This window comes from Gemmatimonadaceae bacterium (genome assembly GCA_035606695.1).
Classification (GTDB): domain Bacteria; phylum Gemmatimonadota; class Gemmatimonadetes; order Gemmatimonadales; family Gemmatimonadaceae; genus JAQBQB01.
In genome coordinates this window covers 1-15,741 of sequence record DATNEW010000034.1, presented here as the reverse complement: position 1 = coordinate 15,741, position 15,741 = coordinate 1, and the positions used below count along the sequence as shown (strand labels likewise).

Here is a 15,741-nt window from a genome sequence, read left to right as displayed (position 1 = left end):
ACAGGGGTCCCTCGACTGCGGCGCTGCGCGCCTGCGCTCGGGATGACAAAGAGGGGGGAGCGCTGCGCGCCGCCGCTCGGGATGACGGCGACCGCCCCGCTCGCGGCGGCCTCGCTCGCTTGGCACGACACGGTGTTATTGATATTCATATTACCGTTCTGGTAAGTTCTTCAAGAACTCCGCGAGATACCCGCCCCACACCGCCGGCAGCGAATGCGTGCCGTGTCCGCGCGTTTGGTCGGTGATCGGCAGCAGGACGTATTTGCCGTGCTTCACCCGCGGCATCAGCTGCTCCATCAGGCCCAACTCCGGCGGATTCACGAAGTCGTCCGCCGAGTTGATGGCCAGCACCGGCGCCGTGATCTTCTCCAGATCGTGCGAGGGGTCGTAGTTGCGCGACGCGTTGAACTGGTAGAGCATGTCGTTCGCGTCCGCTGTGCGCGATCCGCGATCCTGATAGGCGCGGATCACCGAGTCGGCCTTGTCGCGCGTCGGCGCCTGCTTCTGCTGCACCTTGGGCGCCGACGTCATGATGAACAAGAACCCTTCGGCGTCGCGCAGGCCGCGCGGCTCGGTCGTGTACTCGCCGCCGTCGTAGCCCGGATCGTTGCGGATGGCATCCATGATCATCGTGCGGATCATGCGATTGCGGCCGGCGATCTGCGTCGGCGCGCACGCCAGCGGCACCAGCCCGTCGACGAAGTCGGGATAGCGTTCGCCCCACACCCACGCGTGCATGCAGCCCATCGAGGTGCCCATGGCCAGGCGCAGATGATTCACGCCCAGCCCTTTGGTAAGCAGCTCGTGCTGCGCATCGACCATGTCGTCGTAGGTATAGCTCGGAAAGTGCGCATGCATGCCGTTGCTCGGCTTGCTCGACTTGCCGTGGCCGATGCCATCCTGCAGCACGATGTAATACTTGCTCGTGTCCAGGAGCTGGCCGGGGCCGAACAACTGGCCGCCGAACGTTCGGCTCAGAAAACCGGCGCCGCTGCCGCCGGTTCCGTGGTTGATCACGACGGCGTTGCGTACGATGCCGCGCGCATCCTTGCGCGGGTGCCCAAGTGCGATGTAGTGCAGCCGCAGCTCGGGCAGCGTCTCGCCGCTCTCGAATTTGAAATTGTGAATGACGTAGTCGGCGCCGGGAGGAGTGCTCGGCGCATTCTGCGCGACGGCACGCCCGGCGAGCAGTGAGGGAAGAGTGAGCAGAGAAAGAAGTCGATGCATTGGTCGGAGTCACGGGGTCGCAGGTGACTGCGACGTTAGCCCGTGATCGATCAATTCGACAGTGCTTTCCGCGCAAACGTTGCGCGAAAAATCGCTTACAACGCGACCTTGACCGGCTCCACGGGTTTCTGATGCTCAGATGCCCATGCCAGCGCGTCGAGATACATCGGGGCGAGCGCCACCGGGCTCACGCCCACGGTGGTTGCCAGCGCATCGACCTGCTCCCACGAGCCTTGCTCGTACGCTTCGACCAGGCCGAGCGTCGCGCCGTAGAATTCTTCGCGCTTGAGGAGCGCCAGGCGAACGTCGGGCGCCAGCTCCATGGAGTCGCACAGCGTTTCCATCGGCGTCTCGAGCAGCTGATCCAGAATCGACAGCATGCCGACGAGGAACAGAGGGCCGCGCGCGCGCGGTACGCCCGAGGCATCGGCCAGCATCTCACACATGCGCGCGCGCACGAGCGCGAGATTCATCAACTCGGCGCGTACGCCGTCCTTCGCGCCGTCGGTGACCAGGAGGAGTCCGAGCCACCGCGACACCTGCTCGCGTCCCAACAGGCGCAGCGCGTGGCCGATCGACCAGATGTCGCGTCCACCCACCGTCGCCGAGTTCACCATGCGGAGCAGCTTGTACGACAGCGCGACGTCGCGGCGCAGCACTTCCTCGATCTCGCCGTCCTGCGTCTTGTTGTCGCGCACCATCTTGAGGAGACGGAACGTCATCACGTGCTCGATCGGCAGGTCGCGGCGCGTCAACGTTTCCGGCGCGGTGAAGCGATAGCCCTCGAACAGCTCGAAGCCGATGTTGGTGCACAGATCGCGTTCGATGCGATGCCGCACGTGCTTCGCGAGCATGCGCACGTGAAAGCCGCGCAGCCACGCCGCGAGATCGCTCAGGAACTGCCGCTCCGTGTTCGAGACGTCGATCTTCACGATCTCGGCGAGGCGCAGAAATTCCTCGGGGAGCTCCTCGGGGCGATCGCTCTCGAGCGAGAAGCGGTAGCCGCTCCACACCAGCTGATCGCAGACCTGAAGCAGCTCGGGATCGTCCGTCAGGCGGCCGGAGAGTTGAAGCACCACGCGGTCAGCGGGAAGCAGGCGAACCGCGCCGCCCATCAGCATGTCGCGATCGACGGTCACGAATGCGCGACGCCCCGCCGCGACCTGATCGATGCCGATGCCAAGAAAGGTGTCGGCAACGAGTTGCTCAGGGAGCGGTTCCGCGGAGTCGCCCTGGCCGGCCCGGCGCAACACCAGGTCGTAGCCGTAGAGCTGCTCCCGGCGGTCAAATACGGGCTGTCGGGCGACGAGAATCTCCATGCAGACCAGTATCGGCGCGTCGGGGATCCATCTGAAGACGTCTGAACGGAGATGGAATCAAGCGGACGGGGCCGTCGCGACCCCTGATTCCGCCCCTTGGCGCCGATCCTTAGCGTAACATTGCCGCGCGGACGGCGTCTCTCTAGGAAGCCCAGCTCAAGGTGCGATTGGTGAGTGTGCCACCCCAAGGCGATGACCGGCTGATCGGGCGGGTCGTCGCCGACCGCTATCAAATCCTGGAAGTGCTCGGTGAGGGCGGCATGGGCCGCGTCTATCTCGCCGAGCACGTTCGCATGGGCCGGAAGAGCGCCGTCAAGGTGATGAGCCCCAATCTCGCGCTCTCGGCGGACGCGATCACGCGATTCAATCGCGAAGCCGCGAACGCCAGCCGCATCAATCATCCGAACGTCGCGCAGATCTATGATTTCGGCGAGACGGAGGATGGCGTGCTCTATCTCGCGATGGAATTCGTGGAGGGGCAGACGCTGCGCAGCAACGTCGAGCGATTCGGGCCGCTGCCGCCGGCGCGCGCCGCGGCGCTGACGAAGCAGATCGCCGACGCGCTTTCGGCGGCGCATCACTTGGGGATCGTGCATCGCGATCTCAAGCCCGACAACATCATGATCGGGCATCATCATGATGGTTCGGACTGGGTGAAGGTCGTCGACTTCGGCATCGCGAAGACGGTGCAGGGGAGCGGCGATCCTGGCTCGGGGTCGCAGACCGTCACGACCGCCGGCGTATCGCTCGGCACGCCCGAGTACATGAGCCCCGAGCAGCTCGCGGGCGAACGGTTGGATTCGCGCACGGACCTGTATTCGCTGGGTCTCGTGTTGTTCAACATGCTGACGGGCGACCTGCCCTATCCGAAGGTGACGTCGCGCGAGACGCTGGTGCGGCGCCTGACGTCGAAGCCTCACACGCTGGCGGAGACTGCGCCGCGCGTGGCGTGGCCGGCGGCATTGCAGGCGGCGCTCGATCGCGCGCTCGCGCCCGACGTGGCGGATCGCTACGAGTCGGTCACCGATTTCGGGAATGACGTCGTGAAGGCGATCGCCGGATTCGATCCCGCGGCAACGGTGCGCGTCGAGCAGAAGACCGCACGGTTGTCGGGGCCGACGGTGCGCGTCAGTCCTCCTCCACCTCCTCCAGCGACGCCCAGCCGGTCTCCGATGCGCGCATCGCTCGTCGCGGTGGGTATCGTGCTCGCGACGGTGGGCGGCGCGGACGCGGGGTACCTTGTCTATCGCTCGCGACAGCACGCGTTCGTACCGTCGGCGGCTGCGGTTGTCGCCACGGCCCCCGCGACTCGGGCCGCTCCCTCGGCAACACCACCGGTCGCGCCGAAGGCTGACTCTCAGCCGGTCGCGCAGCGCGGTGCGCAGACAGCGGGCTCTCGGCCCGCCGTCCAGCACGTTGCGCAGCAAGCTGTACCGCACCTAACGAAACCGGCTGCTCCGACGCCCGCGTCGGCGCCGAGGCCCGACTCAACAGACTCAACACCGGCCGCCACCTCCACGCCGCCAACCGCCCCCAGCGTGACTGGCCGCGCCTTCGCCCGGGCCGGCGGACACAGTTGGCTCCGCGCCAACGGCGATTCGGGCGCCGCGCGCACGCTCGGGCCCTCCGCGACCGACGCGGACCGCATTCGTTTGCTGGGTGAAGAAATCCGCGGCCACGCCGTGCGCGCCAATCAGTTCATGCAGGCCGCCGACGTGCCTCACGTGCGGTCCGAGCTGCGCGACCTCTCGTCCGAGACGCAGATGTTCCGGCTGCTTTTTCCCGCGGCGGCCGATAGCATTCACCTGGAGATGATGGTCCGGAATGCCGGTGCGCGCCTGTTTCAGACGTGCCGGGCAGCTACGGCCGACAGCACGCATCACTTCCCACCGAACTTCAACTGCCAACAGCTGCTTGCTGGAGCACGCGGCGGTCGTCAGGGTCAGGGCCGGTTCAACCGTCCTCCTTTATGACCGGCCGCGCCGTCCACTAGCAGTAGGCGAACCACAGCAGCAGTCCCAACTCCAGTGTGGCGGCGACCACGCCGAAAATCAAAGCAACCTTCAGCGGGCGCCCCTCTGGTGTTTTGCGCGGTCGCGACCGATCGTCCTCGCCCGCGGGGTCGCCGTTCTCGTCCGAATTCTCCATCCGAAGCCTGGTTTTATAGTTTGCTAATGTCGTTGAACATGCTCGCGCGCCGCGCGGCGCTCGCCGTTGCCGGCGCATTCGTTCTGGCTTTCTGCATCTCGTGCCGCGATACGACGGCGCCCGTGCGGCGCTTCGCCGTGCTCGACGACGTCGGCCAGAGCGACTGGGCGAGCGTATCGGCCGGCGGCGATCATACCTGCGCGATCAAGACGGACGGTACCGCCTACTGCTGGGGAAGCAACCAGTACGGCCAGCTGGGGCTGGCGCGCACGGACACGGCCTGTGGGCTGAAGGGCAACAAGTACGCATGCAGTCTCACGCCGCAGCTCGTGCCGGGCGGCCTGAAGTTTAGTTCGATCAGCGCCGGCCAGCGCCACACGTGCGCGATCACCACGGACCGCCGCGCCTTCTGCTGGGGCGGCAACGACGCCGGGCAGGTCAGCGATATCGGCAATGGCGGCCCGACGATGATGCAGGTTCCGGGAACGCTTCCGTGGGTGCAGGTGAGCGCAGGCTATACGCATTCGTGCGCGGTGCGTTCCGACGGCGTGCTCTTTTGCTGGGGCTCGAACGATCGCGGCCAGCTTGGCAACGGCGGCGTGGGCTCGGGGAACGGCTTGGTGCGCGCGTCACTCTCCGGTGCCGTCGCCTCGGTCGCGACCGGCCAGTCGCGCACGTGCGCGCGCACGACGTCGGGCAGCGTGTTCTGCTGGGGTGCCATCTGGCAGTATCGCCAGAATGGATTGGAGTTCACACGCGCGCAGGTCACACCGCAGGCGGTTCCGGGTGCGCCGTCGCTCGCGTCCGTGACGGTGGGCTCGTTCACCACATGCGGCACCGATCGCACGGGACTCGCTTATTGCTGGGAAGCCAATCCGCGCGGCGGAATGGGAACCGGCACGCTGGACGGCAGCACGACGCCGGAACCGATCGCCGGCGCGCTGCAATTCGTGCAGATGACGGCGGGTATTCTTCAGACGTGCGGCCTGAGTACGAGTGGCACGGCGTATTGCTGGGGCGACAACTCCTTCGGCCAGCTCGGTGTTCCTGGCAGCGCGTTGGCTGAACGCTGCGTCGACGGCACACTGCCATGCGCGACGCGTCCCGTGGCGGTCGTGGGCCGCCAGCAGTTCGAAGAGATCAGCACGGGATTCGGCAGCCACACCTGCGGCGTGACGCTCAAGGGCAACCTGTATTGCTGGGGCCTGGGCGGCTCGGGCCAGCGCGGCGACGGCTCGATGTCCAATGCCAGCGCGACGCCGATACGCGTGACGGAACCGCCGCGCGCATAGCGGTCTACGTCGAGTGAACCATGACGCCGAGCCGGGCTCGGTCGTCATAGAGAAGCACGATCCCTCCCTTCGTTTTCCCCGACATGCATTTCGACAAGAAGTTATTCCTACAGCGCGCCCTGCTCGCGTTCACGACCGGTTTGTTCCTGGCGTGCGCGGCGCGCATCTCGGCGGCGAATGGGCAGACGCCGCCTGCGCCGGTCGCCGTCAGCCGATAGACGGGAACGCTCCGGCCGCGCCCGGAACTAGCTCTCCCTGAGCGCCGCCATCGGAGTCTCCGCGAACACGTCGCGTCCGGTGAGCAGACCAATCGCCACCGCCAACCCGATCATCGCTCCCGCGACGATCACCAGCGGCCCCACCGCCGGCGAGAAGGATTGCCGGAAGATGAAGTGGATGAGCCCCCAGCCCGCCAGCGTCGACAACACCACGCCCGTTATCGCCCCGAGCGCCCCGAGCAACGCGTATTCGGCCAGCATGATCCGTCCGATCTGACGCCGCGTCGCACCTAGTGTCTTGAGCAGCACGCCCTCGCGCAGTCGCTCGCGTCGTGTCGCGGACACGGCGCTGAACAGCACGGGAATCGCCAACGCAAGACTGATCAACGCCAGGAAGCGCACGGCCATGATCACCTTGCCGAGCACGTTGGCCACGGTCTTCTGCACGAGCGAAAGATCCAGACTCGATACGCTCGGATACGCCGCGACGACGTCGCGCTGGAGATGCGCGATCGCCGAACCATTTGGGGCGCGCGCGAGAATCGCGAACTGCTTCGGCGCGTGCTCCAGCGATTTCGGATCGAACACGGCGAAGAAATTTGGCGCGAACGTCTCCCACTTCACCTCGCGCAAACTCGTGACGATCGTCGGCACCTCGACGCCCTGCACGTTCCACGTGACCGTGTCGCGCAGCTTTACACCGAGCTCGCCGGCGACGCTCGAGTCCAGCGACACTTCGCCCAGGCCGCCTTTGCGATCGAGATTGAACCAACGTCCGGCAACGAGATGCTCCGACGCCGTGAGCGTATCGCGATAGGTCGAACGAAACTCCCGCCGCAGCGCCCACGGACCACGCCGGTCGCGCGGACGACCGCCGCGTCCCGACGCCTTCCAGCTGCGCTCGACTTCCGCGATGATGTCCGCCGTCGCTTTTCCATTGATCGATGCAATGCGCATCGCCACGATCGGTGTCTCGTCGATCAGTTCATTGTGCCCCGCGCGCACGATCGAATCGATCGCGATGTGCTGATTCTCCTGCACGTCGAAGAAGACGACGTTCGCGCGCGCTTCGCCCATGCGCACGCTGAGCGCGCGCAGAATGTTGTGCTGCACTTGATAGATGGTGCCCATCAGGAACACGCCGAAGCCGAGCGCCAGCACGACCGCGCGCGTTTGGTTGCCGGGACGATAGAGACTGGCGATGCCTTGCCGCATCGGGAATGGCCATGATGGCCGAATCGCGCGGCGCGCGAGCCACGACAACGCGACGGCGCTCATCCACAATACGCCGATCGCAAACGCGATCGCGACGGTGAAGCCGACGCCGCGCTGCCACGTGTTCGCGCGACTCAGTCCCAGCTCGAGCACGCTCACCGCGATCGCGAGTGACAACACGATGCGCAACGGATCGCGTCGCGCGCGCTTGAGTGCCTCGGAGTCGGCCTGCCGGCGCAACGCCTGAAGCGGCGATACGCTGCGCAGCGCCACGAGCGGACGCATGGCGAACAGCAGCGCGACCCAGACGCCGATCCCCAGCCCGAGCAATATCGAATTTGGCGCGAGTTGCACTTCGACGTCGACCGGCAGGAAATCCTTCAACGCGATCGGCATCAGAAATTGAATGCCAAGTCCCAAGACAACGCCGCCGAGCGCCCCGACGAAGCCCATGATCGCGGCCTGCACGGTGTAGATCGCCAGCACCTGCCAACTCGTGGCGCCCAAGCAGCGGAAGATCGCGACGGGATCGATCTTCCGCATCGCGAACGCGTGCACGCCGCTCGCGACGCCGATGCCGCCGAGCAGCAGCGCGACGAGGCCGACGATCGCGAGATAGTCGTGCAGTGAATCGATCGCGCTCGCCAATCGAGATTCATTGTAGCCCGCATTGCGCATGTTGCCCGTCGTACCATGCTGCATCCGCCGGCTGAAGCGCGCGATGAAGAAATTCGGCGCCACATTCGCGGGGAGCTTGAACAACGTCTCGTAGTCCACGCGGCTGCCGAACACCACGAGTCCAGTCTCCGGCACGTACCGCTCGGCGATATAGACGCGTGGCCCGATCGCCGCGCTGATGCCGACGTCGCCGGGGACGCTCTCCAATTCGCCGGTGATCTGAAAGCGCGCGTTGCCGAGCACCACGGAATCGCCAAGCTTGGCGTCGAGCGAGACGAGCAGTGAAGGGTCGACGACGATGTTGTGCGCGCCTTGCAGCGTGTTCCACGCGGCCGCGGGCGCCGTGACGATCTTTCCGTAGAACGGATAGCCGGCCGATACCGCGTGCACTTGCACGAGCCGCGTGCCGCCGGAGCGAAGCACGAGCGCCATCGACGTGAAGTTCGTCGCCGTCACCGACGGCATGCCGCGGGAGCGCAGCGAGTCGAGCATCGAATCGATCGCCGGCGTTGGCGGGGCGTGGCGAATCGACTGCACGTCGCCGCCGAGGAGCGCGCGCGATTGCTCGTGCACCGAGCGAATGACGTTCTCGGAGAATGAGTCGATCGCCACCAGCGCCGCGACGCCGAGCGAGATCGACGACATGTAGAGGAGCAACCGCCGCCGCGCGGTTCTGCTCTCCCGCCACGCAAGTCCGAAGAGTTTTCCCGTGCCGGGCATCAGGCGGCCCGCTCTGTTTCAGTGTCAGAGATGACGCGTCCGTCGCTCAAGCGAATGATGCGCTGCGCGCGCGCGGCCAGCGACTGATCGTGCGTTACGAGGATGATCGTCGTCTTCGATTCGCGATTGAGCGCTTCGAGCAATTCGACGATCCGCGCTCCCGTGTCACTGTCGAGGTTGCCGGTGGGCTCGTCGGCAAACAGGATGCGCGGCTGATTCGCGAACGCGCGCGCAATGGCCACGCGCTGCTGCTCGCCGCCGGACAATTGCGTGGGGAAGTGGTCGACGCGATCGCCGAGACCGACGCGCCGCAACAAGTCGCGCGCGCGTTCCGCCGCGCCGCTCTCGCCGCGCAGCTCGAGCGGCACCTGCACGTTCTCGAGCGCCGTGAGCGTCGCGATCAACTGAAAACTTTGAAAGACGAAGCCAACCTTCTGGCCACGCAACTGCGCGCGCTCGTCTTCGGACATCGCGGTGAAATCTTCACCGTCCAGGAGCACCTGGCCGCGCGACGGGGTATCAAGTCCGGCGAGCAGTCCGAGGAGCGTCGTCTTCCCGCTGCCCGACGGCCCGATGATGGCGACAAATGCGCCCTGCGGCACGGTGAACGACACGTCGCGGAGTACGGCGAGCGTATTGTCACCGCTGCGATATTCCTTGGAGAGATCTCGAGCAACGAGCATGGGACCCTGGATGCGACTCGACGGACGGTTATTGGCGGCGATCCTCGCGGTGTGCGCCGCGTGCAGCGCCGGCGGCGCGAAGCGCGCCTCGGACACGACCGCCTCGCTCTCCAACGATACGGCGAAATCTAAGGCTGGTGTCACTACGCCCGCGGCGCCGGCGGCGCCCGCGACATCGTCACGACGGCACATGATCGTCTTTGCGGGGACCAGCCTCACGGCGGGGCTCGGGCTCAACCCCGACAGCGCCTATCCCATGCTCATTCAGCGCAAGATCGACTCGGCCGGACTGCCATTCGAGGTTACGAATGCGGGAGTCAGCGGTGAGACCTCATCCGGCCTGCTCGACAGGCTGGACTGGCTGCTGCGCGGCAAGTTCGACGTGCTGGTCATCGAGACCGGCGCCAACGACATGTTGCGCGGCATTCCGGTCGCGACGCTGAAGGCGAATCTCGATACTATCGTGCACCGCGTCAAACTGGCACGTCCCGATGCGCGCATCGCGCTCGTGCAGATGGAGGCGCTGCCGAATCTCGGTCCGCAATACGCCGGCGGCATTCACGAGCTGTACACCAACGTCGCTCGGCGCGAGCATGTGACGTTATTGCCCTTTCTCTTGAACGACGTGGCCGGCAAGCGTGAGCTCAATCAAGGCGACGGTGTGCATCCGAACGACGCCGGCGAGAAGATCGTGGCGGGAAATGTGTGGCGCGCGCTGCGGCCGGTGTTGGATTCGGTTCGATAAGTTGTCATCCTGAGCGAAGCGAAGGACCCCTCGGTCGCCGAGGAGAGCTCCTCCGTCGGGGCGGAGGTCCCTCGACTCCGGCGCTATGCGCCGTCGCTCGGGATGACAAACCACGCGCTTCCGCTCGCGATGACAGAAATCACTACGGCAACGACGACAACGGTGAGCGGAACATGTTCGCCAGGTCGCCTTCCTTGATCGAGTTGATCTGCGAGATCAGCCCCGCTGTCTGCGGCAGTTTGTTCGCCCGCGCGACTTGTTCCGGCGTCAGCAGCGCGAGAATGGAGCGATAGCCGTTCAGAAACGCGGCGTAGGTTTGCAGGCCCGCCTCGTGCCAACGCTGCCGCACGTCTTCGCCGCTGTAGTCCCCGTTCCGCGACGCCAGGTATTTCGCGATCCGCGTCACGACCGAATCACGCGATGCCATGTACCTCGCCGAGCCTTTTCGCATCATGTCGATCTGCGAATCGGTGAGCTTGAGGCTGTCCTTCACATTGATCAATGCGTCGATCGGATTGTACGCGCGCGCAATTTTTTGCTTGATCTGCTGCTCGCTCAACACGCTCACGCCATCGGCCTTGCGCGGCCGAAGCAGCGACTCGAGATACTGCGATTCCCGATCGGGTGACACGTCCATCCGGAAATCGAGTGTAATCTGGAACGGCTGCCGGAACGTATTGCGGAACACGGAGGTGCTCCCGAACTGCGGATTCACCGTATACAGGAATCGCTGCGTCGCCGGATCGAACCCGCGCACCGTGAGCAGTTGCGATTGCGCGATCGCGGCTTGTCCCCACCCGTGCAGATTATTCGAGCCATGCAGCGCTTGATCGACGCCGCTCAGAATGTTGTTGACGAGAATCGAGACACTGCCGCGATTGCCCAGGCCCAGTCGATACGAATCCGGATTGATCGACACGCTGAGATTCGTGAACGCCCACGGCGCCACGCAACTCGCCCGGCCGGCCACGGTGCCGAGCTGACGCTCGAGGCAGGCGCGCGCGCCGCTCGGCGCCGATGAGAGCAGACGCGACATCGCGTTCCCGATGCTCGTGTCCGCCGTCGCCGACGGATTGAAGATGAACGCGCGGTCGTTCGAGTATCCGTCGCCGTTGATGTCGCCCGCCACCGTCGGCGTATACGCCGCGCCCGACTGCATGCGCCCGAAGAGCTGCACGTACCCCAAGCGATCGCGGCGCGCCGTGAACTGCATCGTGACCGAATGACGCGCCTGAATACCGCGCGACCAACCCACCTCGCGCGGATCGCCGTCGGTGCCCCCCGTGAACCCGCGGAATTGCTCGCGCGAGTCGCTGTACGAGTAGCCAAGCTGGGCGTTGAACGACCAGCTCGTGATGTTGAAAGAGATCGGGAAGTAGCCGAGCGTGCCGCCAAGCGTGAACGACTCGCTTCGCAAGTCGGATCGCGTCTCCGCCACGTGCGCGAAGAGCGGCGACACGCGTGAATCCGTCCACGCCGCCGCGCCGGTCGTCGGCACGACGCTCAGTGGCGAGACATACACCGGCCGGTTGCCTTCCAATGGCAGCGTGAATCGCTGGACGCCGTTGAAGTTCACGTCCACCGGCGACGCCATGTTGCGATTCGACGCGAACGTTCCGTTGATCGTGGTCTGCAGCCAATCCGTGGCGCGATACAACAAGTTGAGCGCCGGACGCCAGCTCTCGAACAACTGATAATTCGGCGCGAGCACGGCGACGGGCGGCGTGGTCTGGGCGAGCGCGCTGCCGATGGAACCATCCGCGCACGCGCCGGGAATGGCACCCGTCGACGCGTCATAGTTCTGCCACGTCGGCGCCGGCGCGGCCGAGCCGACGCAGAAGAGCTGCTGCACGGCGTCGGGCAATCCCGTCTGTCGCGCGTACGAGTCGATGCTTCGCGCGCTGAATGCTCCGCGATATTTGCGAATGCCGCCGCTCAACTGCCCGCGCGTGCCGAAATTGATGCCGCTCGAGGTCGTGTAATTCCCGAACACCGGCCAGCGGAAGCCGAGCATCGGCAGAATGCCAGTGGTCGTCGGAACGTGGTCGGTGCGAAGACCGAACACCGAATCCACCTCGCGGTTGAACGCCGGATGGACGCCGATGCGATTCGCCTCGAACCGCACGCCGTACTGCATCACGGGACCGGTCTGTCCGCGCTGAGGGTCGGGCTGCTTCGGCGTGTACACGTCGCCAATGCCGATGGCGGCCGCCATCCCGTTGCCGCTCCGCCGCTGGTCCGTGAGTGTTCTCGAAAAACTCGCTGGCACACCATTCTCGAAATCGGCCAGTGAATTGAAGGTGAACGCGCCGTTGGTGGCGTCCTGCGTAAACGAGTAGCCGTCTTCGGATGCGCTCAGCGACAGCGCGGCCGAGTGCTTGCGATTCCACGTCGTGAACGACGTTTGATTGCGGACTTCCGTCAGCCAGTTGCGCGACGAGCTCCGTGGCTGGCTGCTGCCGCCCACCTGCAGCGACGAGAGACCGAGCTGTCCGTCGTCGAGATTGGAGGTGACGAGAATGTTCGCCGTGGGAAGCGCGAGGTACGGGTCGGTGCGGTCGACGCCACCGCTGACGCTCACGCTTGTTTCGTTGAGCACCGACTTCGGGAGATACTTGGCGGCGGTGAATTGCGCCCAGCCGTCGCGATGCGTCTGTGCGCCGCCGAACGACGGCACGGACGTCGCGCCGATCATGGCGCCGTCATTGTTCCGGACCGAACCACCCGCCTCCACGTAATACGCATCCTGCGTGACGCTCGGCGGCCCGAAGAAGAAGACGCCCGACGGCGCGGGTTGCGGATGCGGAATCCAGTCGATGCGCGTCGCGAGGCGCGTCTCCATGTTCTCGCGCTGCGACGGCACGCCGGGCGTGCGAACCGGAATGCCGTTCGGTCCGAGTGCGATGAACAGTTTGCTGACCGAGTCGGGGCTGATCCGCAGAGCCTCGAGCGAGGCCGCGTCCGCCGTGGCGAGACTCGTGAGACCGCTGGTTCGCCGCTGCAACTGGTATGACGTCGCGTAGAACACATGGTCCGTCACGATCGGGCCCGCGAGCGTCCCGCTCAGGATTTGCTGATCGTAGCGCGTGTTGAGCGTCGAGGCGACGGGCGTGGTCCACTGCAGCGTCGGCGCATCGAGCGTGGCGTGGATCGATCGCGTGATGAAGTTGCTGCCGGACTGCATGCGGAGTGATTGCTGCACGCCGGCGAATCCGCCCTTGCTGGGGTCGTACGACGCGGAGACGACGCTCATCGAGAAGCCGTCGCGGGGAACGTTGCCGCCGAAGCCGAGTCCGTTGAGCGTGATGGAATTCTGTTCGCCGGGAATTCCGAACGCCGAGACCGAGGCGAGGCCGCCCGTGGCACTGGGCGTGATGGTGATGCCGGGAATGGTGGCGAGTGCCGCGGTGAGATCACCCGTGACGTCCCCCGTGAGGCCGTTCGACAGCGAGGTGAAGGTTTGCGTTCCACCGACGCCGGCGTCGCCCTGGGCTTCGGAGCGCGGCGGGCGCGGCCGTTCGCCGACCGAGCGGACGGCGCCGAGCTGCGCGGCGACCTGCGACATCTTGAATTGGAGATCCGGAATTTTCCCGTCGGCGCCGCGGGTGACGACACGGCGTTGGGGCGCGTAGCCGAGCATGGTGACGGCGACCATGTAGCTGCCGCCGCCGTTGTCGAAGGTGAAAGCGAAGGCGCCCTTGGCGTCGGTGCGCATCTGCTTCGGTACTTTGGCGGCCGTGTCGACGGCGGTGACCTGCGCATTGGCGATCGGCATGGTGTCGGCGCCGATCACTCGGCCGCGGACGATGTCGGTGCGCGGCTGGGGTTGCTGGGGTTGTTGGGCTTGTTGCGCGCCGAGTCGGGGGGCGAGCAGACTCGAGCGGGCGAGGACGAGGGAGGCGGCGAGGGCGATGGCGCGGGCGGTGGCGTGCATCGGGGCGTCCTCAGACTGTATCGGTGATATAATACAGTGCATCTGTGGGACGGATTCGTCAAGGGCCGAGTCCGTCCGGGAGTGGTGTACGCTTTAGAGCATTTGAAAGTTGCAATGGTTGGGTTTTGCGCTGGGCGATGGGTGCTGGGCGCCGGGCGTGAAAGCCTAAGGGCGACCGAGGGTCCCATCGCCCGTTGCCGTTAGCGCCCAGCGCCCAGCGCCCAGCGCGCTTGACCTCGTCCTTGACACTGTCTAAGTTCAAAGGCTGTCTTGCTTTAGTCCTGATTTCCTCGCGTTTTTCACCCGTTTTCCCGATCGAGTTCAGCGTTATGGCAATTCCGGCAACCCAGATTCGCCGCGGCATGGTGATCGTGTTCGAGGGCGAACCGTGTCGCATCGTCGAATTTCGCCACCACACCCCTGGAAACTTGCGCGCGATGGTGCAGGCGAAGCTCAAGAATCTTCGGACGGGTTCGAGCTTCGAGCATCGCTTTCGCGCCGCGGACTCGATCGATCCGGCGTCGATGGAAACGCACGATCTCGAGTTCCTGTATCAGGGTGGCGATACGTACCACTTCATGAATACGGAGAACTACGATCAGCTCGAGATGGACGAGGAGACGTTGGGCGACAACGCGCAGTGGATGCAGCCGGGGATGAAGATTCAGGCCGAGTATTACGATGGCCGTCCGGTGGGCATCAAGCTGCCGAACTCGTTGGTGCTGGAGATCGTGGACACGGCGCCGGTGATGAAGACGGCGACGAAGACCGCGTCGACGAAGCCGGCCAAGCTCGAGAATGGCGTGACGATCAACGTGCCGGAGTTCGTGGGGACGGGTGACAAGGTGAAGGTGAATCCGTCGACGGGCGAGTATCAGGAGCGGGCGAAGTGACCGTCCGCGACGCGACGGTGCGCGAAGCGACGGTGCGCGAAGGCGGCCGGTCGTTCTGAGTCGCTGGCCGCAAAACATCTCGAGGATCTCGAGGAGTTCGCAGGTCTCAGCGGTCTCGCGGAGATTGATCGCGGGATCGAGTTCGATTAAGCTTCGAGTCTGCTTGTAAGAGCATGAGGGCTATGCTCTTCCATGGTGACTGTAGCTCAATCGGTTAGAGCACCGGACTGTGGCTCCGGGGGTTGCGGGTTCAATTCCCGTCAGTCACCCTCAGCAAGGCACGAGCGGGTGGAGCGTAGGTCGGTAGCTCAATTGGTAGAGCACTGGTCTCCAAAACCAGCGGTTGGGGGTTCGAGTCCCTCCCGGCCTGTAGGGTGCGATGCGGCGCGGGGCATCGCTTGTTTGATAATTGATCGACGGAACGGACGAAGAGCGAACGCGTCGCGTTCGCGACTTCAAATGGAATGATGCCGCCGCGCTTCGCCGCGTAGCGGTATGCGAGAGGAGAAAGGAGCGAACGCGTCGCGTTCGCGACTTCAAATGGAATGATGCCGCCGCGCTTCGTCGCGTAGCGGTATGCGAGAGGAGAGAGGAGCGAGCGCGTCGCGTTCGCGACTTCAAATGGAATGATGCCGCCGCGCTTCGTCGCGTAGCGGTATGCGAGAGGAG

Annotated in this window: 10 protein-coding genes and 2 tRNA genes; 7 read left to right on the top strand and 5 right to left on the bottom strand. The window is 65.3% G+C overall.

Features of this window, described 5'->3' with window-relative positions; genetic code table 11:
• Positions 1-150: 150 nt before the first annotated feature.
• Together VN706_18490 and VN706_18485 are read right to left on the bottom strand one after the other, a co-directional pair.
• Positions 151-1,227 carry an alpha/beta fold hydrolase gene (locus VN706_18490; protein HXT17634.1) on the bottom strand — a complete coding sequence of 359 codons (1,077 nt, stop codon included), beginning with the start codon at positions 1,225-1,227 and terminating at the stop codon, positions 151-153.
• A 95-nt stretch (positions 1,228-1,322) separates the two neighbouring features.
• Complete coding sequence (locus VN706_18485; GenBank protein ID HXT17633.1) at positions 1,323-2,546, bottom strand: HDOD domain-containing protein; 1,224 nt, start codon at positions 2,544-2,546, stop codon at positions 1,323-1,325.
• A gap of 170 nt (positions 2,547-2,716) precedes the next feature.
• Here VN706_18485 and VN706_18480 point away from each other — a divergent pair, with 170 nt between their 5' ends.
• The 3 genes from VN706_18480 (at position 2,717) to VN706_18470 (ending at position 6,204) form a co-directional block, all read left to right on the top strand.
• The gene (locus VN706_18480; GenBank protein HXT17632.1) at positions 2,717-4,519 is read left to right on the top strand and encodes a serine/threonine-protein kinase; all 1,803 of its coding nucleotides are present in this window, start codon (positions 2,717-2,719) and stop codon (positions 4,517-4,519) included.
• A gap of 201 nt (positions 4,520-4,720) precedes the next feature.
• A complete protein-coding gene (locus tag VN706_18475) occupies positions 4,721-5,986 on the top strand; it encodes a hypothetical protein (GenBank protein HXT17631.1) in 1,266 nt (421 codons plus the stop codon).
• Positions 5,987-6,069: 83 nt separating this feature from the next.
• Positions 6,070-6,204, top strand: a complete 135-nt coding sequence (locus VN706_18470) for a hypothetical protein (protein HXT17630.1) — start codon at positions 6,070-6,072, stop codon at positions 6,202-6,204.
• Positions 6,205-6,231: 27 nt separating this feature from the next.
• Here VN706_18470 and VN706_18465 read toward each other — a convergent pair whose 3' ends face one another.
• Complete coding sequence (locus tag VN706_18465; GenBank protein HXT17629.1) at positions 6,232-8,817, bottom strand: FtsX-like permease family protein; 2,586 nt, start codon at positions 8,815-8,817, stop codon at positions 6,232-6,234.
• The gene (locus VN706_18460) at positions 8,817-9,644 is read right to left on the bottom strand and encodes an ABC transporter ATP-binding protein (protein HXT17628.1); all 828 of its coding nucleotides are present in this window, start codon (positions 9,642-9,644) and stop codon (positions 8,817-8,819) included. The genes VN706_18465 and VN706_18460 overlap by 1 nt, the downstream gene beginning before the upstream one ends.
• 46 nt (positions 9,645-9,690) lie before the next feature.
• On the opposite strand from VN706_18460, the gene VN706_18455 reads away from it, so the two are divergent.
• Complete coding sequence (locus VN706_18455; protein ID HXT17627.1) at positions 9,691-10,245, top strand: arylesterase; 555 nt, start codon at positions 9,691-9,693, stop codon at positions 10,243-10,245.
• Between the two features lie 142 nt (positions 10,246-10,387).
• Here the strand turns inward: VN706_18455 and VN706_18450 are convergent, their stop codons facing one another.
• Complete coding sequence (locus VN706_18450; protein HXT17626.1) at positions 10,388-14,179, bottom strand: carboxypeptidase-like regulatory domain-containing protein; 3,792 nt, start codon at positions 14,177-14,179, stop codon at positions 10,388-10,390.
• A 329-nt stretch (positions 14,180-14,508) separates the two neighbouring features.
• Here VN706_18450 and efp point away from each other — a divergent pair, with 329 nt between their 5' ends.
• The 3 genes from efp (at position 14,509) to VN706_18435 (ending at position 15,442) form a co-directional block, all read left to right on the top strand.
• A complete protein-coding gene (gene efp / locus VN706_18445) occupies positions 14,509-15,072 on the top strand; it encodes an elongation factor P (protein HXT17625.1) in 564 nt (187 codons plus the stop codon).
• Between the two features lie 195 nt (positions 15,073-15,267).
• Positions 15,268-15,341 (top strand) — tRNA-His (locus VN706_18440).
• A 28-nt stretch (positions 15,342-15,369) separates the two neighbouring features.
• Positions 15,370-15,442: transfer RNA gene (locus tag VN706_18435), tRNA-Trp, on the top strand.
• The last annotated feature ends 299 nt before the right edge of the window (positions 15,443-15,741 follow it).